Raw genomic sequence first — 19,199 nt, forward strand, 5'->3', positions numbered from 1 at the left:
GCGTGCCGACGCTGTCCTGGAGGGAGACCGGCTCCCCGGACGAGGACGGTGGCGGATGCGCGCGGGCGGACGGCGACGGCTCGGCGTCCTCGTCCTGTGCTCGGCGGCGCTCACCGGGTGCGCGGCGGCCGACGCGGACGTGCAGCCGGCGGCGGCCACCCGCCAGGCGGCCGGGCAGACCTGGTTCCTCGACTCGGGCGGCGTCGTCCCGCCGGTGCCCGACCTGTCCGAGCCCGCGGAGGTCGGCCTCTCCCCCGTCGTCCCGCGCCCGTCGGTGCCGGAGTTCGTGCCGCCCGTGGTGCCCCACGGCGTCGGCATCGAGGACGAGCCGCCGCCCGCGGTCTGCGGCGGCTACGCCAACCCGGTGCGGATCAACCCCGGCGCCACCCCCGGTCCGGGGACGGCGACCATCAGCTGGATGGCCGACGGCCGGCCCGAGGTGACCGGCTACCGCGTGCAGGCGGTCTCCCAGGACGTCGTGCCCGGCGAGCAGCCCGACCCGGTCCGGCGGACCGTCGCACAGCCGGCCGGCTGCACACCGGTCATCACGACCCTGACGGGGCTGACCCGGGGCGGGGTCTACGTCTTCTGGCTGGAGGAGGCCGTGTTCGACCCGCTGACCGGCGTCACGCGCCTGGTGCAGGTGGGCTCGTCCGAGGCGGTTCCGATCCCCTGAGCGCGCGCACCCCGCTGCCGGCCGCGGACCCGACGCGCTCCACCCCGGTGAACCCGTGCGCCGCCAGCGCCCCGGCGACCGCGGCCGTCGCCTTGTCCGGACCGCCCGGACCGGTGCCGTAGAGGACCAGCAGCAGCCCACCGGGCCGCAGCGCCCTGCGCAGCACCGCGAGCTCCGCGGCGGGGTCCCCGGTCCAGAACAGGTTCACGTTCACCGAGAAGGCCCGGTCGACCCCGTGCTCGGGCAGGTCCAGCCCGTCCAGCGCCGCCTCGACGACGGTCAGCCGCCCGGCCGCGACGTGCCCGGCGTTGCGACGGGTCGTGCGCTCGACGGCCACCGCCGACCGGTCGACGGCGACCATCCGGCCGGTGGTGAGCCGGGCGCAGACCAGCTCGGCGGCGACCCCGGGCCCGCAGCCGACCTCGAGCACGACGTCGTCCGGCCGGGGGTCGAGCAGCTCGACCGCCCACCGGACGCGGTCGGGGACGGCGCTCACCGCTCGGTGACGCGGCCGCCGTCGACCACGAGCCGGCGGGTGGTGTGCACCGCCTCGAGCATGCGGCGGTCGTGCGTGACCAGCAGCAGCGTGCCCTCGTAGCCGGCCAGCGCCTGCTCGAGCTGCTCGATCGCCGGCAGGTCGAGGTGGTTGGTCGGCTCGTCGAGGACGAGCACGTTCACCCCTCGGGCCTGCAGCAGGGCCAGCCCGGCGCGGGTGCGCTCCCCCGGCGAGAGGGTGGCCGCGGGCCGCAGCACGTGGTCGGCGACCAGCCCGAACTTGGCCAGCAGCGTGCGCACCTCCGCGGTCGGCCAGGACGGCACCTCGGCCGAGAACGCGTCGAGCAGCGGCTCGCCGCCGAGGAAGCGGCCGCGGGCCTGGTCGATCTCGCCGATGCGGACCGAGGGCCCCAGCGTCGCTGTCCCCTCGTCGAGCGGCACCCGGCCGAGCAGGGCGCCGAGCAGCGTCGTCTTCCCCGAGCCGTTGGCGCCGGTGATCGCCAGCCGGTCGCCCCAGTCGACCTGCAGGTCGACGGGGCCGAGCGTGAAGGCACCGCGGCGCACCACCGCGCCGCGCAGCGTGGCCACGACGGCGCCGGCGCGGGGGGCCGCGGCGATCGACATCCGCAGCTCCCACTCCTTGCGCGGCTCCTCGACCTCCTCGAGCCGCTCGATGCGCTTCTCGGTGATCCGCGCCTTGGCCGCCTGCTTCTCCGACGTCGACCGCATGTGCGCGCGGATGTTCTTGTCCGGCTCGCTGCCGGCCTTGCGGACCGCGTTGCGGACGCCCTTGGCCATCCAGTTGCGCTGCATCCGCGCCCGCGCCTCGAGCTCGGCCTTTGTCCCGGCGTACTCCTCGTACTGCTCGCGCGCGTGCCGGCGGGCCACCTCGCGCTCGACCAGGTAGCCGTCGTAGCCGCCGTCGTGCACCCGCACCAGCTGCTGGGCGAGGTCGAGCTCGACGACACGGGTGACCGTGCGGGCGAGGAACTCGCGGTCGTGGCTGACCACGACGATGCCGGCCCGCGCCTGCTCGACGAACCGCTCGAGCTGCGCCAGGCCGGTCAGGTCGAGGTCGTTGGTCGGCTCGTCGAGCAGCAGGACGTCGTAGCGGGCGAGCAGCAGCGCGGCCAGGCCGACGCGGGCGGCCTGGCCGCCGGACAGGCCGGCGGTCGCGGCGTCCAGCGCGATGCCCGGTGCCACCTCGGCGACCACCTCGGCGGCCCGCTCCTCGAGGTCGGCCCCGCCCAGCGCGAGCCAGCGCTCGAGCGCGTCGCCGTAGGCGTCGTCGGCCCCCGGCCGGCCCTCGCTCAGCGCCGCGGTGGCCTCGTCGAGGGCCGCCTGAGCCGCCGTCACGCCGGTGCGGCGGGCCAGCGTGGCGAGCACGGTCTCCCCCGCCGGGCGCTCGGTCTCCTGCGGCAGGTAGCCGATGGTCGCCGTCGGCGGGGACAGCGCGACGCTGCCGGACTCGGCGGGCAGCTCGCCGGCGAGGGTGCGCAGCAGCGTGGACTTGCCGGCGCCGTTGACCCCGACCAGACCGACGACGTCGCCCGGGGCGACAACGAGGTCGAGGTCGGAGAAGAGGACGCGGGCGCCGTGGCCGGCGGCCAGGCCGCGCGCGACGAGGGTGGCGCTCATGGCGGGGGTGCTCCCGGTGCGGTCGAGGACGGACGACGTCGGTCACCGGGTCACAGCACGGGCCCACTGTAGCGGGTGCCGCGCGGGCTCAGCCGCCGATCTCGTCGTCGTCCCGGGCGAGCACCTCGTCGGCCATCTCGTCGAGCATGGCCTCCAGCGCGGTGTCCTCGCCCTCGCCGGGGCGGCGGCGCACCAGCCACGGCTGCAGGTGGTCGTAGCCCCGCACCGAGACCCGGCGCAGCGGCCGCACCCGGTAGGCGGGCAGCCCGCGCAGCCGGCGGGCCAGCTCGCGGTCGACGAGCACCGCCTGCGGGTGCGCGATCGAGGTCAGCCGGCTGGCCAGGTTCACCACGGGCGAGTAGACGTCGCCGAGCCGGGTGAGCACCGTCCCGTAGGCGACACCCACCCGCAGCGGCGGGCGGTCCTCGGCGGCCCAGCGCTCGGGCAGGTCGAGGGCGATCTCGGCGCCGTCGACCGCGGAGGCCGCGGTGAACAGCACGCCGTCCCCCACCGTCTTGACCACCCGGCCGCCGTGCCGGGCGATCACCTCGGCGGCGGTGCTCTCGAAGTCCTCCACCATGTCGCCGAGCTCGCGGCCGCCCATCCCGCGGCTGCGGGAGGTGTAGCCGACCAGGTCGGCGAAGCCGACGGCCAGCTCGCGGCGGTCCCCGGTGGCGCCGGCGGCGAGCAGCCGGTCGGCGTTGGCGGCGAGGTGGCGGCGCCAGACGTAGTCCTGGACATCGCGCAGCAGCGGCAGCAGCCGGCGCGCGGCCTCGACCGCCTCCTCCGGCGTCGCCCCGCGGCCCTCGTGCGTCGCCGCGCCGGCCAGCACGTCGGCGAGCATGTCGGTCTGCCAGTCGGCCAGCCGCGACAGCGCCTGGCCCATGGCGCGGGCGATGGTCGCCTCGGTGTCGGGGCCGACGAAGCCGGAGTCGATCAGCGAGGACAGCACGCCCAGCGCGGCGATGTCGGCGTCGCTGTAGGCCGGGTCGTCGTCCGCGGAGTCGGCGAACCCGAGCGCGCGCCACAGCCGCCGGGTGCGCTCGAGGGGCACGCCGGAGAGCTCGGCCACCTGCAGCCGGGTGTAGCGGCGCGGGCCGCCGAGCAGCAGCCGCTCGAGCGCCTCGCGGGGGTCCGGGCCCTCGGCCGGCCCGGCGTCGTCCATGGGGTGGATGGTGCCTCTCAGGTGGTGTGCACGACCAGCACGTCGACCGCCGAGCGGCGCGTGGCGTCGGCCGGCACCGAGCCGAGCAGCCGGCCCTTGATGCCGTTGAGCCCCTTGTTGCCGACCACCAGCAGGTCGGCGTCCTCCCGCCGGACGACGTCGAGGAGGGCCTCGACCGGCGAGCCCATGACCGCGACCGTGCGCACGTCGCGCGCACCGGCCTGGCGCGCCCGGTCCCCCGCGCGGCTGACGGTGTCCTCGGCCGGGTGCGACCCGACCACCTGGTAGGCCTCGTCCCCCAGCACGTCCTGCGCCCGCGCCAGCTCGCGCTCGTCGGCGTCGGTGGGCAGGTAGGCGCAGGCGACGACGAGGGCGGCCCCGCAGGCCCCGGCGATGGCGCCGGCCCGCGCGACCGCGCGCAGCGAGGACTCCGAGCCGTCGGTGCCGACGACCACGGTCCGGTAGGGGGTGTCGCTCACGGCGCGCACTGTATGTGACGCGCGGTACCGCCTGTGGGGCGGGTCACCACGTTTCCCCCGGTCGGGGGCACCCCGGAGCGCGACGACCGGCCGCCGCGGTGAGCGCGGCAGGGCCGGACCCGTTGATGCGGGACGCCGCCCGGACCATGCTGCCGCGCATGGCTGCCCACCCGAAGACTTCGGTGGAGGAGGCTCCGCGGCCGGCCGCTCGGCTCAGCACCAAGTACTACGAGCAGGAGCTGACCCGGCTGCAGGTGGAGCTGGTCAAGCAGCAGGAGTACGTCCGCGCGAAAGGCCTGCGGGTGGTCGTGGTCTTCGAGGGCCGCGACGCCGCGGGCAAGGGCGGCGCGATCCAGCGCATCACCGAGCAGCTCAACCCCCGCTTCGCGCGCATCGTCGCGCTCGCCGCGCCGACCGAGCGCGAGCGGGGGCAGTGGTACTTCCAGCGCTACGTGGCCCACCTGCCGGCCCGCGGCGAGATGGTCCTGTTCGACCGCTCCTGGTACAACCGCGCCGGCGTCGAGCGGGTCATGGGCTTCTGCACCGACGAGGAGTACTGGGAGTTCCTGCGCTCGTGCCCCGAGTTCGAGCGCATGCTCGTGCGCAGCGGCATCCAGCTCCTGAAGTACTGGTTCTCGGTCAGCGACACGGAGCAGGAGCGGCGCTTCCAGGCGCGGCTGCACGACCCGACCAAGCGCTGGAAGCTCAGCCCGATGGACCTCGAGGCGCGCAACCGGTGGGTCGACTTCTCGCGGGCCAAGGACGCGATGCTCGCCGCGACCGACATCCCCGAGGCGCCGTGGTGGGTGGTCGAGGCCGAGGTGAAGAAGCGCGCCCGGCTCAACGTCATCAGCCACCTGCTCACCCAGGTCCCCTACGAGGACCTCACCCCCGCAGCCCCGGTGCTGCCGCCCCGGCCCCCGGTGCGCGACGACTACGTCCGCCCGCCCCGGTCGAGCCAGCACTTCGTGCCGGACGTCTGCCCGGGCTGACCGCGGCCGTTCGCCTCCCGTTCCGCGACCGTTCGCCGACGGCGGACCGGTTGCGGGCCCGGCATGACCCGGATCGGCGCGCGGGTGCGCTTGGATGGGCACCGACCTGCCCGGACCCACCCGAGGAGTGCGCCATCTCCAGCGCCACCGCCCCCCGCGCCCACCCCGTGCGCGTCGAGGTCAGCGGACTGACGAAGACGTTCGGCACCGTCCGCGCCGTCGACACGCTGTCGTTCTCCGTGGAGCCGGGCTCGGTCACCGGGTTCCTCGGGCCCAACGGCGCCGGGAAGACGACGACCCTGCGCATGGTGCTCGGGCTGGAGACCCCGGACGCCGGCCAGGCCACGTTCGACGGCGTCCCGTACGCGGCGCTGGGCGAGCCGACCCGCACGGTCGGCGCGGTCCTGGAGACGGCGTTCCACCCCGCGCGGTCGGGCCTCAACCACCTGCGCGTGTACTGCCGGGCGGCGGGGCTGCCGCTCTCGCGGGCCGACGAGGCGCTGCACCAGGTGGGCCTGGCCGACGCCGGCAAGCGGCGCGCCGGCGGCTACTCGCTCGGCATGCGCCAGCGGCTGGCGCTGGCCACCGCGCTGCTCGGCGACCCCGCCGTCCTCGTCCTCGACGAGCCGGCCAACGGGCTGGACCCCGAGGGCATCCAGTGGCTGCGCGGCTTCCTGCAGCACATGGCGCACAACGAGGGCCGCACCGTGCTGGTCTCCAGCCACCTGCTGTCGGAGATGGAGCACACCGCCGACCGGGTGGTGATCATCGGCGCCGGCCGGCTGGTGCGTGAGGGCTCGATCGCCGAGCTGCGCTCCGGTGCCGACGGCGCCGGCACCGTGCTGGTGCGCAGCCCCGAGGCGCACCGGCTGGCCGACGTGCTGCGCACCGCCGGCCACGCCGTCGCGGCCCAGGACGGCGAGACGCTCACCGTGACCGGGCTGCCCGCGGCCGCGATCGGCCACCAGGCGTTCACCGCCGGCGTCGAGCTGCACGAGCTGCGCCCGCAGAGCAGCGGCCTCGAGGAGATCTACTTCCGGCTCACCGCCGGGCAGGAGCAGTACGCCGCGTCCACCCCGACCCCCACCCAGGAGACCTCCCGATGACGCGGCTGGTGCGCGCCGAGTGGACCAAGCTGTTCACCACCCGCGTGTGGATCGGCCTGCTCGTCGGCGCCTGCGTCATGGCCGGCGGCTTCGCCGCCCTGTTCACGGGGCTGGCCGGTGTGGAGCAGAACGGCCAGCCGGGCCTGCCGGCGGTGGACGACCCCCAGTACGCCGAGCTCGTCTTCTCCGTCGCGGCCAACGCCAGCGTGCTGCTGCTGATCCTGGGCATCATCGGGATGACGCAGGAGTACCGGCACCGGACGGCGACGCCGACCTTCCTCACCACCCCGAAGCGGGGCCGGGTCGTGGCCGCCAAGGTGCTGGCGTACGCGCTGGTCGCGGTGCCGTTCGCGCTGCTGGTGCTCGCCGTGAACGTGCTCGTGGTGCTGCTCTACGCGGGGGCCCGCGGCAATGCGCCCGCGCTGGACGCCGACAACCTGCAGACGCTCACCGCGGCCGGCCTCGTGCTGGTGGTCTTCACCGTGATCGGCGTCGGCGTCGGCGCGCTGCTGCGCAACCAGGTCGGCGCGATCGTCGGCTCGCTGGTCTACCTCTACGTCGTCGAGCCGATCGTCTCCTCGATCGGCGCCATCCAGGGCGCCTACAAGTGGCTGCCCGGCGGCGCGGTGCAGGCCGTCACCTCCGACTTCCAGGCGCCGGACCTCCTGGAGCCCTGGCAGGGCGGCCTGCTGCTGCTCGGCTACGGTCTGGTGGCGGCCGTCCTGGGGACGTTCCTCGCCGTCCGGCGCGACGTCGTGTGACGTCGTCGGGCGCCCCGGGAGCTGCGCACGCGACCACCGACGACCCGGAACGGGGGCGATCGCGCATGACCACCCGCATGACGGTCCAACGCCTGGTCCGGCTGATCGCCGCCGGCGACGCCGAGGCGGTCCGCACCGCCGTGGCGGAGAACCCGCGGCTGCTCGCGCGCACCGTGGAGCGGGACGGCCACAGCGGCTGGGCGCCGCTGCACGTGGCCGTCGCCGAGGGGCAGGAGGAGATCGTCCGGCTGCTCGTCGTGGCCGGGGCCGACGTCCACGCCGTCACCGAGCACGACCGCACGCCGCTGCACGTGGCGCTCGAGTTCGCGCCGCAGCTGGTGGCCGTCCTGCGCGAGCTCGGCGCCCCGGTCGACGCGGCCAGCGCGGCGTTCCTCGACGACGTCGACCAGCTCGCCCGCGAGCTCGACGCGGGCGCCCGCCTCGCCGACCCGGTGACCGGCGTGGACCTGCTGGCCTTCGCCGCGCACGGTGGGGCAGCGGGCACCGCGCGGCTGCTGCTCGACCGCGGCGCCGACGCCGACGGCGGGGCGCTGCACGCGGCCGCCGGGCGGGCGCACGTGGAGCTGGTGCGGATGCTGCTCGACGCCGGCGCGCAGGTCGACCGCCGCGACCCGGAGTCCGGCCGCACCCCGATCCACGCGGCCGTGGCCGCGGGCGGCACCGGCGACGCGCCCGAGGTGGTGCGCGTCCTGCTGGCCGCCGGGGCCGACGTCAACGCCACCACCAACGACGGCGCCAGCGCGCTCGACATCAGCCGGGTCACCGCCGCGCGTTCCCGCAGGCACGACGACGGGCAGGCCTCCCGCAGCGACGCCCTGGCCGAGCTGCTCGTGGCGCACGGCGCGACCGACTGACCCCCGGTGCGAGACGCGTCGTGACAGCCGGGTTCGCCCGGTGTCCGGGCAGGCCCCGGGCGTAGACTCGCCACCCGGTCCGAAAACGTCCACAGACGAAGAAGGCACTCGCCCCCGTGTCAAGCGTGAGCTCATCCCGGCCGTCCTCCACGAACTCCTCCTCCGTGGCGGGATTCGGCACCAACGAGTGGCTGGTCGAGGAGATGTACCAGCAGTACCTCGCCGATCCGTCCAGCGTGGACCAGGCCTGGCACGAGTTCTTCGCCGACTACCGGCCCGGCAGCCCGGTGTCCTCCGGTCTCGACCGCGAGCAGCCGGCCCAGCCGAACGGCGCGGCCCCCGCCCCGGCGCCTGCCGAGCCCGCGCCCGCCCCCGCTCCGGCGGAGCCCGCCACCTCCAAGAGCGCCCCGGCCGCCGCGGCCACGCAGGGCTCGGCCACCCAGCAGAGCGGCCCCGCCGTCGCCCCGAGCGCCCCCGAGTCCGCGCCGCGCGCGACCCCGGTCCCCGAGCGCACCGAGGCCACCGTGGTGGGCCGGGCCGCCGACCGCGCCGACCAGCAGCAGCCGGCCGCCCCTGCCCCGAAGCCGGCCGCCAAGCCGGCGCCCGCGAAGGCCGAGGGCGACGGCGTGAAGCGCACCCCGCTGCGCGGTGCCGCGGCCAGCGTCGTCAAGAACATGAACGCGTCGCTGGCCGTCCCGACGGCGACCAGCGTCCGGGCCGTGCCGGCGAAGCTGCTCGCCGACAACCGCATCGTCATCAACAACCACCTGGCGCGCTCGCGCGGCGGGAAGGTCTCGTTCACGCACCTGATCGGCTACGCGCTGGTCCGGGCGCTGCGCGACTTCCCGAACATGAACAACGCCTTCGCCGAGGTCGACGGCAAGCCGGTGCTCGTGCAGCCCGAGCACGTCAACTTCGGGCTGGCGATCGACCTGCCGAAGTCCGACGGCACCCGCTCGCTGGTGGTCGCCAACATCAAGGCCGCCGAGGCCATGGACTTCGCCCAGTTCTGGGGCGGCTACGAGGACATCATCCGGCGTGCCCGCGCGGGCAAGCTGACCGTCGAGGACTTCTCCGGCACCACGATCAGCCTGACCAACCCGGGGACCATCGGCACCAACCACTCGGTGCCGCGGCTCACCGCCGGGCAGGGCGCGATCATCGGCGTCGGCGCGATGGAGTACCCGGCCGAGTTCCAGGGGATGAGCCCCGAGGCGCTCGCCGAGATGGCGGTCAGCAAGATCATCACGCTGACCTCCACCTACGACCACCGGATCATCCAGGGCGCCGAGTCCGGCGACTTCCTGCGCCGCATCCACGGCCTGCTGCTGGGCGAGGACGGCTTCTACGACGAGGTCTTCCGCTCGCTGCGCATCCCCTACGAGCCGGTCCGCTGGGTGCCGGACGTGCGGATCAGCCACGAGGGGCAGATCGACAAGGAAGCGCGGGTCATCGAGGTCATCGAGGCCTACCGGCGCAACGGCCACCTGATGGCCGACACCGACCCGCTGGAGTTCAAGGTCCGCACCCACCCCGACCTCGACATCGTCGAGCACGGGCTGACCCTGTGGGACCTCGACCGGCACTTCCCCGTCGGCGGCTTCGCCGGCGAGCGCACGATGGCCCTGCGCGACATCCTCGGCGTGCTGCGCAACTCCTACTGCCGCACGGTCGGCGTGGAGTACATGCACATCACCGACCCCGAGGAGCGGGAGTGGCTGCAGAAGCGCATCGAGGTCAAGCACGAGCAGCCCGACCGTGAGAAGCAGAAGCACATCCTCGGCCGGCTGAACGCCGCCGAGGCGTTCGAGACCTTCCTGCAGACCAAGTACGTCGGGCAGAAGCGGTTCAGCCTCGAGGGCGGCGAGTCGGTCATCCCCATCCTCGACGAGGTGCTCATCGCCGGCACCGACTACGAGCTCGACGAGGTCGCGATCGGCATGGCCCACCGCGGCCGGCTGAACGTGCTGGCCAACGTGCTCGGCAAGAGCTACTCGAAGATCTTCGGCGAGTTCGAGGGCAACATCGACCCCTCGACGGTGCAGGGCTCCGGCGACGTGAAGTACCACCTCGGCGCCGAGGGCACCTTCGCCAACCCGTTCCGCGAGGCCTCGATCGACGTCTCGCTGGCCAGCAACCCGAGCCACCTCGAGACGGTCAACCCGGTGCTCGAGGGCATCGCCCGCGCCAAGCAGGACATGATCAACAAGGGCGAGAGCGGCTTCACGGTCCTGCCCGTCCTGCTGCACGGCGACTCGGCCTTCGCCGGCCAGGGCGTGGTCGCCGAGACGCTGAACCTCTCCCAGCTGCGCGGCTACCGCACCGGCGGCACGGTGCACGTCGTCATCAACAACCAGGTGGGCTTCACCACCAGCCCGGCGGCCGCCCGGTCGAGCCTCTACTCGACCGACGTGGCCCGGATGATCGGCGCGCCGATCTTCCACGTGAACGGCGACGACCCGGAGGCGTGCGTCCGGGTGGCCCGGCTGGCGGTCGACTACCGGCAGGCGTTCAAGAAGGACGTCGTCATCGACCTCATCTGCTACCGCCGCCGCGGGCACAACGAGGGCGACGACCCGTCGATGACGCAGCCGCTGATGTACGACATCATCGACCGCAAGCGCTCGGTCCGGAAGCTGTACACCGAGGCGCTGGTCGGCCGCGGCGACATCACGCTGCAGGAGGCCGAGGAGGCCCTCAAGGACTACCGCGGCCAGCTGGAGCGGGCGTTCGCCGAGACCCACGACGCGCAGGACTCGGCCAAGCCGGAGCCGGTGATGGACCCGCGCACCCCGCAGGAGTCCACGGTGCGGACGGCGATCAGCACCGAGGTCCTCAAGACCATCGGCGACGCCCACGTCTCGCTGCCCGAGGACTTCACGGTCCACCCGAAGCTCAAGCGGATGCTCGAGCGGCGCGCGGCGATGGCCAGCGAGGGCAACATCGACTGGGCGATGGGCGAGCTGACCGCGTTCGGCTCGCTGCTCATGGAGGGCGTCCCCGTCCGGCTCGCCGGCCAGGACTCCCGCCGGGGCACCTTCGTGCAGCGGCACTCGGTGCTCATCGACCGGGACAACGCCCGCGAGTACACGCCGCTGCTGAACCTCTCCGAGGACCAGGCGAAGTTCTTCGTCTACGACTCGCTGCTCTCCGAGTACGCCGCCCTCGGCTTCGAGTACGGCTACTCGGTGGCCAACCCGAAGGCCCTGGTGCTGTGGGAGGCGCAGTTCGGCGACTTCGTCGACGGCGCCCAGATGGTGATCGACGAGTTCATCAGCTCCGGCGAGGCGAAGTGGGGGCAGCGCTCCGGCGTCGTCCTGCTGCTGCCGCACGGCCTGGAGGGCCAGGGGCCCGACCACTCCAGCGGCCGGATCGAGCGGTTCCTGCAGCTGTGCGCCGAGAACAACATGACGGTCGCCAACTGCACGACGCCGGCGAACTACTTCCACCTGCTGCGCCGCCAGGCGCTCTCCGACGTGCACCGGCCGCTGGTGGTGTTCACGCCGAAGTCGCTGCTGCGGGCCAAGGCGGCGGTCAGCCAGGTCGCCGACTTCACCGAGGAGAACTTCCAGCCGGTGCTGGGCGACCCGGGCGTGGGCGGCGAGCCGCTCGACCCGTCGGCCGTCCGCCGGGTGCTGCTCTGCAGCGGCAAGGTCGCCTACGACCTCGGCGCGCACCGGGAGGCCGAGGGCATCGCCGACACCGCGATCGTCCGGGTCGAGCAGCTCTACCCGCTGCCCGCCGCGCAGATCCGCGAGGTGCTCGACCGGTACCCGAACGCTCACGACCTGGTGTGGGTGCAGGAGGAGCCGGCCAACATGGGCGCCTGGCAGTTCATGGCGATCAACCTGCCGGAGGAGCTCGGCGGCCGTGCGCTGCGCCGCGTCAGCCGCAAGGCGTCGGCCAGCCCGGCGGTCGGCTCGGCCAAGGTGCACGACGTCGAGCAGCGCGAGCTGGTGGCGTCGGCCTTCGCCCGCTGACGTGTACTTCACCGATCGGGGGCTGGAGGAGCTGGCCGACCGGCGGGGCGAGGAGCAGGTGACCCTCGCCTGGCTGGCCGACCAGCTCCAGGCCTTCGTCGACCAGCACCCCGACTTCGAGGTGCCGATCGAGCGGCTGGCCACCTGGCTGGCCCGCGGCGGCACCGAGGACGACGAGGACTGAAGGACCCCTCCTGCCCCCCGCCACTCGCACGCTCGCGGTGGGACCCTGCAGAGGGGCCTCTCGGTGTGGCGTCCCGACATCCGATCAGGTGAGCGGCACCCTGTGTGCGTGCTCGGTCACTCGCATGCCCTGTCGGGCCTCGCCGCGGGCGCGGCCACCCTGCCCTGGGCCCCCGTCCACGGCGCCGTGGCGCAGGGCGCCTGGGTCGCCGCGGCCGGCGGGTTCGCGATGCTGCCCGACCTCGACCAGCAGCGGACGACGATCTCGCGCATGTGGGGGCCGATCACCGACCTGCCCGCGGCGCTGATCAACAAGATCTCCGGCGGCCACCGCTGGGGCACGCACGACGCGGTCCTGGCCCCGCTGGTGTTCGGCTTCCTGGCGATGGCCGCCGCGGAGAACTTCGCCACCAGCCTGCTGGTGCTGGCCCTGGCGATCGGCCTGGCCCTGCGCGCGCTGCACTTCGTCATCCCGGGCCGGGCCGAGAACACGATCCTGGGCAACCTGGTCATCTCGTGGGGTGGCGCCTGGCTGTTCCTCGACCACTCCCCCGCGCCGATGTGGCTGCCCTACGCCGTGGGCGTCGGCGTGCTCGCGCACATCGTGGGCGACTTCCTGACCCGCGAGGGCATCCCGGTGCCGGTGATCTGGGTGATCCACAAGTGCCGGCTCTCGCCGATCCACCTGCGCACCGGCGCGACGATCGAGAAGGTGCTGCTGGTCCCGGCGTTCGCGGTGGCGACGCTCGTCTTCCTGTACCTGAACACCGGCGTATCGGCGGCCGTCGAACCGGTCGTCGACCGCATCACCGGCACCGGCTGACCCGAGGGCGGGTGTGATCCCCCGACCGCGATTCGGTCGCCCGGGAGCCGGAACGGCCGCAGACTCGGTGCGTGGAACAGCTGTCGGACAAGCTCCTGAACTGGGCGAGCATCCTCGACGAGCAGACGTTGGCGCAGGCCGAGCGCACCGCGTCCCTGCCGTTCGTGCACCCGCACGTCGCCCTCATGCCCGACGCGCACCTGGGCAAGGGCGCCACGGTCGGCTCGGTGCTGCCGACCCGCGGCGCGATCATCCCGGCCGCGGTCGGCGTGGACATCGGCTGCGGCATGATCGCCGTCCGCACCCCGTGGTCGGTGGACGAGGTCCGCGGCCGCGGGCCGCTGGCCCCGCTGCGCGGTGACATCGAGCGGGCGGTGCCGCTCTCGGCCGGCCGGTACAACAAGCGGCTGACCGCGACGGCGCAGGCGCGGGTCGCCGAGCTCGAGCGCTACGGCGAGGAGCTCGGCGTCCTCGGCTCGGTCAACGCGACGGCGCCGAACTGGCCGCTGCAGCTGGGCAGCCTCGGCTCGGGCAACCACTTCATCGAGGTCACCGCCGACGAGCGGCAGCGGGTCTGGCTGTTCCTGCACTCGGGCAGCCGCGGGGTGGGCAACAAGATCGCGCAGACGCACATCGCGATCGCCGCCGAGCGGGCCCGCCGGGAGCGGCTCGACCTGCCCGACCGCGACCTCGCCTGGCTCGAGGAGGGGACGGCGGAGTTCGACCGGTACATCGCCGAGCTGCGGTGGGCGCAGCACTTCGCCCTGCTCAACCGCGAGGAGATGATGGACCGGGTCGCCGACTGCCTGGCCCGGCACATGCGGGCCGACGGGACGCCCGAGCACGAGCGGATCAACGCCCACCACAACTTCACCCAGCGGGAGACGCACGACGGTGTCGACCTGTGGGTGTCGCGCAAGGGGGCGATCCAGGCCCGGCACGGCCAGGAGGGGCTCATCCCCGGCTCCATGGGGACGGCGAGCTACGTGACCACCGGCCTGGGCAACCCGCTGGCGCTGGAGTCGGCACCGCACGGCGCGGGGCGGGCGTACTCGCGCAGCGCCGCCCGGAGGACGTTCACGCGGGCGCAGCTCGACGAGGCGATGACGGGCATCGAGTGGCGGCACAGCGACGTCTTCCTCGACGAGATCCCCCAGGCCTACAAACCGGTCGACGTCGTCATGGAGGACGCGAAGGACCTCGTCGAGATCCGCCACACCCTCCGCCAGCTGGTGAACGTCAAAGGCGATTGAAGGAGGACCCCCTGCCCCCACCGCTCGCACGCTCGCGGCGGGCCCCTGCAGGGGGCCGGATCCAGGCGCACGAGCCGTTACGGTTCCGGCCGTGACCGCCGTCTCCTCCCCCGCGCGGCTCGGCCGGGGCACGCACGTCGGGTACGCCGTGGGCTCGATCGGGACGGCGGCGTTCGGCACGGTGCCCGGGCTGCTGCTGCTCTACTACCTGACCGACGTGCTCGGGGTGGCCGCCGGGCTGGCCGGCGCGGTGGTGTTCGCGCCCAAGGCGTGGGACGTGCTGCTCAACCCGTGGATCGGCAGCCGGTCCGACCGCACCGAGAGCCGCTGGGGGCCGCGGCGGCCGTGGATGCTGGCCGGCGGTCTGACCCTGCCGCTGCTGTTCGTGCTGGTCTTCGCCGGGCCGGGCGGCTCGCCGGGTGTCGCGGCGACGTGGGTGGCGGTCACCTTCCTGCTGGCCGCGACCGCGTACGGCTGCTTCCAGGTGCCCTACGTCGCCCAGCCGGCCGAGATCACCGACGACCCCGGCGAGCGGGCCACGCTGATGTCCTGGCGGGTCGCCGCGCTGGCCGTCGGCATCCTGCTGGCCGGGGCCGGTGCGCCCGCGGTGGTCGACGCGGCCGGCGGCGGCCGGGGCGGCTACCTGGCGATGGCCGCGTTCGTCGCCGTCCTGCTCGCCGTGGGCATGCTCGGCGCGGTCTGGGGCACCCGCAGCGCCCCCACCCTCACCCGGGTGCGCAGCGAGGGCCGGCTCGGGACGACGCTGCGGCTGGCTTGGGGCTCGCGGCCGTTCCGCGTGCTGCTGATCGGCTTCGTCGTCCAGGCGCTGGGCATCGGCGTGATGCTCGCCGGCGTCCCCTACTACTCGCAGCACGTGCTCGGCGACGAGGCCGCCGGCACGCTGCTGTTCGCGGCGCTCGTGGGCCCGGCGATCCTGGTCATGCCGCTGTGGCTGCGGGTCAGCCGGAAGCTCGGCAAGCGCGCCGGGCTGCTCATGTCCTCGGTGCTGTTCGCCTTCGGCGCCGCGGCCCTGGCCCTCGGCGACGACGGCGGCACGGGCGCGGTGCTCCCGCTCGTGGTGCTGGTCGGCATCGGCTACGCCGGCATGCAGATGTTCCCGCTGGCGATGCTGCCCGACGTGATCGCCGCCGACGAGGCGGCCTCCGGGCAGCGCCGGGCCGGCGTCTTCACGGGGGTCTGGACCGCCGCCGAGACCCTCGGTCTCGCCGTCGGCCCGGGCCTGCTCGGCCTGCTGCTCGGGGGGGCCGGCTACGTCTCCTCCACCGGGGACGACGTCGCGCAGTCCTCCGCCGCGGTCACCGCCGTCCGGCTGGGCTTCAGCGTGATCCCAGCGCTGATCGTGCTGGCCGCCGTCCCCGTCTTCGCCCGCTACCGACTGGAGGAAGCGTGAACCCGCACGACGTCCTGGCCGAGCTCACCGCGCTGCAGGCCGACGACGTGCCCACCCACGGCGGGGCGACGATGGCCTACGTCTACGACTCGGGCCTCGCCGACCTCGACGACCTCGCGGCCGCCGCCCAGGCCGCCTACCAGTGGACCAACGCGCTCGACCCGACCGCCTTCCCCAGCGTCGCGCGCATCGAGGACGACCTGGTCGGCGCCGCGCTGGAGCTGCTGCACGGCCCGCCCGGCGCCGTCGGCACGCTCACCTCCGGCGGCACCGAGAGCTGCCTCCTGGCGGTGCTGGCCGCCCGGGAGCGGTGGCGCTCGCGCGGCGGCACCGGCACGCCGACCCTGCTGCTGCCGGTCACCGCGCACGCCGCGTTCCGCAAGGCCGCCCACCTCTTCGGCCTCGACGTCGTCGACGTCCCGGTCGACCCGGACACCTGCCGCGCCGTGCCGGCCGCGATCCGCGCCGCGCTCGACGGGCGGACGGCGCTGGTCGTGGTCAGCGCGCCGTCCTACCCGCACGGCGTGCTCGACCCGGTCGGCGAGATCGCCGGTCTCGCCGCCGGCGCGGGGGTCCCCTGCCACGTCGACGCGTGCATCGGCGGGTGGGTGCTGCCGTTCCTCGACGACGTCCCCGAGCCGTTCGACCTCGCCGTCCCCGGGGTCACCTCGCTCTCGGTCGACCTGCACAAGTACGGCTACGCGCCCAAGGGCGTCTCCCTGCTGCTCACCGTCGAGCCCGAGCTGCGGCAGGCGCACTGGTTCTCGACCGCCGGCTGGCCCGGCTACCCGGTGGTCAACCCGACGCTGGCCGGCACCCGCCCGGCCGGGCCGATGGCCGCCGCCTGGGCGGTGCACCGGTACCTCGGCGACGACGGCTACCGGCGGCTGGCCCGCGGCACCCGCGCGGCGACGGTCGCGCTGGCCGAGGGCATCGCCGGGATCGAGGGCCTGCGGGTCGTCGGCGCACCGGTCGCCACCCTGGTCGCGGTCGCGCAGGACGGCCCGGACGGCATCGACGTGCTCAACCTCGCCGACGAGATGACCGCCCGCGGCTGGCTGCTGCAGCCCCAGCCGCCGTTCCCCCAGCCCGGCGGCGCCGACCTGCCGGCGACGCTGCACCTCACCGTCACCGGCGCCACCGCCGGCCGGGTCGACGCCCTGCTGGCCGACCTCGCCGACGCCGCCAAGGCCGCGGCGGCCCTGCCCGCACCGGTGGCCGATCCCGACCTGGTCGCCGCGGCGGCCACCATCGACCCGGCGACGCTCACCGTGGCCGAGGTCGACGCCCTGCTCGAGGTCGCCGGCGTCGGCGGCGGCCGGCTGCCCGAGCGCATGGCGCCCGTGCACGCCCTGGTCGCCGCCCTCCCCCGACCGGTCGCCGAGCGGCTGCTGGCCGGCGTCCTCGACCTGGTCTACCGGCCCGCCCGACCGTGACCGCCCTCCGGGCCGTGGCCGCGGTCATGTGGGGCCGTCCCGACGTCGGCCGGCCCCCGTGGCTGCTGCTCGGGCGCCGGCTGCGTCGGCTGCTGGTGGCGGCGGTCGCCGCGTACGGGCTGATCGTCGCCACGGCGGCGTCGAGCCTGATCAACGACGCCGGGCGGATGACCGGTGGGCTGGCGTTCCTGGTGCTGCTCCCGCTCGCCGGCCTGGTCGTGCTCGCGGTGTGGCGGCCGCTCCCCGCCTGGCGGGTGGTCACCGCCGCGTGGCTCGGGATCCCGTTCCTGATCCTCCGGCCCGACCCCTCCGACCTGCTCCTCGAGCCGTGGCAGTGGTGCCTGTGGGTGCCGGTGCTGTTCGCCGCCGCGTGGGTGCTGCCCCGCCGCGACGTCGTCGCGCTGGCCGCGCTCTCGGCCCTGCTGCCGGTGGTCCTCGCGCCGCTGCTGACGTGGCCCGGTGGGATCGACACCGTCGTCTACTCGGTCCTCGGCGCGCTCGTCCCCGTCCTCCTCGGGGCCAGCCTCGGCGCCCGCTGGGACGCCCGGCGCGCGCTCGCCCGGGAGCAGGCGCGGACGGCGGCGGCGCAGGCCGAGCGCGGCGCCCTCGCCGAGCGCGCCCGCATCGCGCGGGAGATGCACGACGTCCTCGCGCACGAGCTGTCGCTGATCGCGGTCCGCTGCGAGACGGCGCCCTACCGGCTGCCGGAGCTGTCGCCGGCGGCCGGCGCCGAGCTGGCCGAGCTCGCCGGCACCGCGCGCCGGGCGCTGACCGACCTGCAGCAGCTGCTCGGGGTGCTGCGCGCCGACGACCACCAGGCCGAGCGCGCCCCGCAGCCGGGGCTGGACGGGCTCGGCGGGCTGGTCGACCAGACCCGCGCCGCCGGCGTCGAGGTGTCGGCCGCCATCGAGCCGGTGCCGGTGCCGGCCGGCGTGGGGCTGTCGGCGTACCGGATCGCGCAGCAGGCGCTGGCCAACGCCGTCCGGCACGCCCCGGGTGCGGCCGTTCGCCTGGAGCTGACCCCGCGCGACGGGGCGCTGCGGTTGTCCGTGGTCAACGGCCCCGGCGGCACGCCGGGCACCCCGGGCGCGGGCGTGGGGCTGCTCGGCATGCGGGAGCGGGCGGAGCTGCACGGCGGCCGGCTCGACGCCGGGCCGACCGGGGACGGCGGGTTCGCGGTGGTCGCCGAGCTGCCGCTCGACGGGGAGGGCGGGTCGTGATCCGGGTGCTCATGGTCGACGACCAGGAGATGGTCCGTGAGGGGCTGGCCGCGCTGCTCGCGGCCCAGCCCGACATCGAGGTGGTGGGCACGGCCGGGGACGGCGCCGAGGCGCTGCGCCGCGTCGCCGACCTGACCGCGGCGGGCACCGGACCGGACGTCGTCCTGATGGACGTCCGCATGCCGGTGCTCGACGGGCTGGAGGCCACCCGGGCGCTGCTGGCCGACGGCGCGGCCGCGCCCAAGGTCGTCGTGCTCACCACCTTCGACCTCGACGACTACGTCTACGACGCCCTGCGCGCGGGGGCCAGCGGCTTCCTGCTCAAGCACGCCCCGTCGGCCGAGCTCCTGCAGGCGGTCCGCGTCGCGGCCGCCGGCGACGCGCTGATCACCCCCACCGTCACCCGGCGGCTGATCGCCGACTTCGTCGCCGCGCGCCGGGCGGCCGTGCCGCCGCCGGGCCGGCCCGGTGCCCTGGCCGGCCTGACCGAGCGGGAGACGGAGGTGCTGCGGCTGGTCGCGCGCGGGCTGTCCAACACCGAGATCGCCGCCCGGCTGGTGGTCGCCGAGCAGACGGTGAAGACCCACGTGAGCCGCGTGTTCACCAAGCTGGGGGTGCGCGACCGCGCCCAGGCCGTCGTCCTGGCGTACGAGACGGGGCTGGTCTCCCCCGGTGGGGACGTACCCGGGTAGCACGCGGAAGACGG

The 19,199-nt window shown here is 74.9% G+C and carries 17 protein-coding genes; 13 read left to right on the forward strand and 4 right to left on the reverse strand.

Going from position 1 to position 19,199, the window contains the following annotated elements:
- Positions 1 to 55 precede the first annotated feature (55 nt).
- On the forward strand, positions 56 to 676 hold the full coding sequence (locus ACI8AF_RS19725) for a hypothetical protein (protein WP_456541446.1): 621 nt from the start codon (positions 56 to 58) through the stop codon (positions 674 to 676).
- Here ACI8AF_RS19725 and ACI8AF_RS19730 read toward each other — a convergent pair.
- The 4 genes from ACI8AF_RS19730 to ACI8AF_RS19745 all read right to left on the reverse strand — a co-directional run bounded on the left by ACI8AF_RS19730 (position 627) and on the right by ACI8AF_RS19745 (position 4,453).
- Complete coding sequence (locus ACI8AF_RS19730) at positions 627 to 1,172, reverse strand: class I SAM-dependent methyltransferase (protein WP_456541447.1); 546 nt, start codon at positions 1,170 to 1,172, stop codon at positions 627 to 629. The two genes, ACI8AF_RS19725 and ACI8AF_RS19730, sit on opposite strands and share 50 nt — an antisense overlap.
- Entirely contained in the window at positions 1,169 to 2,809 is a 1,641-nt protein-coding gene (locus tag ACI8AF_RS19735) for an ABC-F family ATP-binding cassette domain-containing protein (RefSeq protein WP_456541448.1), read from the reverse strand. The genes ACI8AF_RS19730 and ACI8AF_RS19735 overlap by 4 nt, the downstream gene beginning before the upstream one ends.
- A gap of 88 nt (positions 2,810 to 2,897) precedes the next feature.
- On the reverse strand, positions 2,898 to 3,974 hold the full coding sequence (locus ACI8AF_RS19740) for an adenylate/guanylate cyclase domain-containing protein (protein WP_456541449.1): 1,077 nt from the start codon (positions 3,972 to 3,974) through the stop codon (positions 2,898 to 2,900).
- Positions 3,975 to 3,991: 17 nt separating this feature from the next.
- Positions 3,992 to 4,453, reverse strand: a complete 462-nt coding sequence (locus tag ACI8AF_RS19745; protein ID WP_456541450.1) for a universal stress protein — start codon at positions 4,451 to 4,453, stop codon at positions 3,992 to 3,994.
- A 158-nt stretch (positions 4,454 to 4,611) separates the two neighbouring features.
- On the opposite strand from ACI8AF_RS19745, the gene ppk2 reads away from it, so the two are divergent.
- From ppk2 to ACI8AF_RS19805, 12 genes are all read left to right on the forward strand, one after another.
- On the forward strand, positions 4,612 to 5,445 hold the full coding sequence (ppk2, locus tag ACI8AF_RS19750; protein ID WP_456541451.1) for a polyphosphate kinase 2: 834 nt from the start codon (positions 4,612 to 4,614) through the stop codon (positions 5,443 to 5,445).
- A 167-nt stretch (positions 5,446 to 5,612) separates the two neighbouring features.
- A complete protein-coding gene (locus tag ACI8AF_RS19755) occupies positions 5,613 to 6,551 on the forward strand; it encodes an ABC transporter ATP-binding protein (protein ID WP_456541452.1) in 939 nt (312 codons plus the stop codon).
- A complete protein-coding gene (locus tag ACI8AF_RS19760; RefSeq protein ID WP_456541453.1) occupies positions 6,548 to 7,312 on the forward strand; it encodes an ABC transporter permease in 765 nt (254 codons plus the stop codon). The genes ACI8AF_RS19755 and ACI8AF_RS19760 overlap by 4 nt, the downstream gene beginning before the upstream one ends.
- 65 nt (positions 7,313 to 7,377) lie before the next feature.
- Entirely contained in the window at positions 7,378 to 8,187 is an 810-nt protein-coding gene (locus ACI8AF_RS19765; protein WP_456541454.1) for an ankyrin repeat domain-containing protein, read from the forward strand.
- Between the two features lie 164 nt (positions 8,188 to 8,351).
- A complete protein-coding gene (locus ACI8AF_RS19770; RefSeq protein WP_456541455.1) occupies positions 8,352 to 12,167 on the forward strand; it encodes a multifunctional oxoglutarate decarboxylase/oxoglutarate dehydrogenase thiamine pyrophosphate-binding subunit/dihydrolipoyllysine-residue succinyltransferase subunit in 3,816 nt (1,271 codons plus the stop codon).
- Between the two features lies 1 nt (position 12,168).
- Positions 12,169 to 12,351, forward strand: a complete 183-nt coding sequence (locus tag ACI8AF_RS19775; protein ID WP_456541456.1) for a DUF6104 family protein — start codon at positions 12,169 to 12,171, stop codon at positions 12,349 to 12,351.
- Positions 12,352 to 12,459: 108 nt separating this feature from the next.
- Positions 12,460 to 13,173, forward strand: coding sequence for a metal-dependent hydrolase (locus ACI8AF_RS19780; protein WP_456541457.1), 714 nt, complete (start codon positions 12,460 to 12,462; stop codon positions 13,171 to 13,173).
- A gap of 71 nt (positions 13,174 to 13,244) precedes the next feature.
- The gene (locus ACI8AF_RS19785; protein WP_456541458.1) at positions 13,245 to 14,426 is read left to right on the forward strand and encodes an RtcB family protein; all 1,182 of its coding nucleotides are present in this window, start codon (positions 13,245 to 13,247) and stop codon (positions 14,424 to 14,426) included.
- Between the two features lie 91 nt (positions 14,427 to 14,517).
- A complete protein-coding gene (locus tag ACI8AF_RS19790; RefSeq protein WP_456541459.1) occupies positions 14,518 to 15,837 on the forward strand; it encodes an MFS transporter in 1,320 nt (439 codons plus the stop codon).
- On the forward strand, positions 15,834 to 17,273 hold the full coding sequence (locus tag ACI8AF_RS19795) for a pyridoxal phosphate-dependent decarboxylase family protein (protein WP_456541460.1): 1,440 nt from the start codon (positions 15,834 to 15,836) through the stop codon (positions 17,271 to 17,273). The genes ACI8AF_RS19790 and ACI8AF_RS19795 overlap by 4 nt, the downstream gene beginning before the upstream one ends.
- Positions 17,270 to 18,493 (forward strand): sensor histidine kinase, encoded by a 1,224-nt coding sequence (locus ACI8AF_RS19800; RefSeq protein ID WP_456541461.1) that lies wholly within the window; start codon positions 17,270 to 17,272, stop codon positions 18,491 to 18,493. The genes ACI8AF_RS19795 and ACI8AF_RS19800 overlap by 4 nt, the downstream gene beginning before the upstream one ends.
- Positions 18,490 to 19,185: a response regulator gene (locus ACI8AF_RS19805; RefSeq protein WP_456541462.1), complete on the forward strand. Its 696-nt coding sequence runs from the start codon at positions 18,490 to 18,492 to the stop codon at positions 19,183 to 19,185. The genes ACI8AF_RS19800 and ACI8AF_RS19805 overlap by 4 nt, the downstream gene beginning before the upstream one ends.
- Positions 19,186 to 19,199: the final 14 nt, after the last annotated feature.

It is taken from the genome of Blastococcus sp. SYSU D00669, assembly GCF_054050715.1.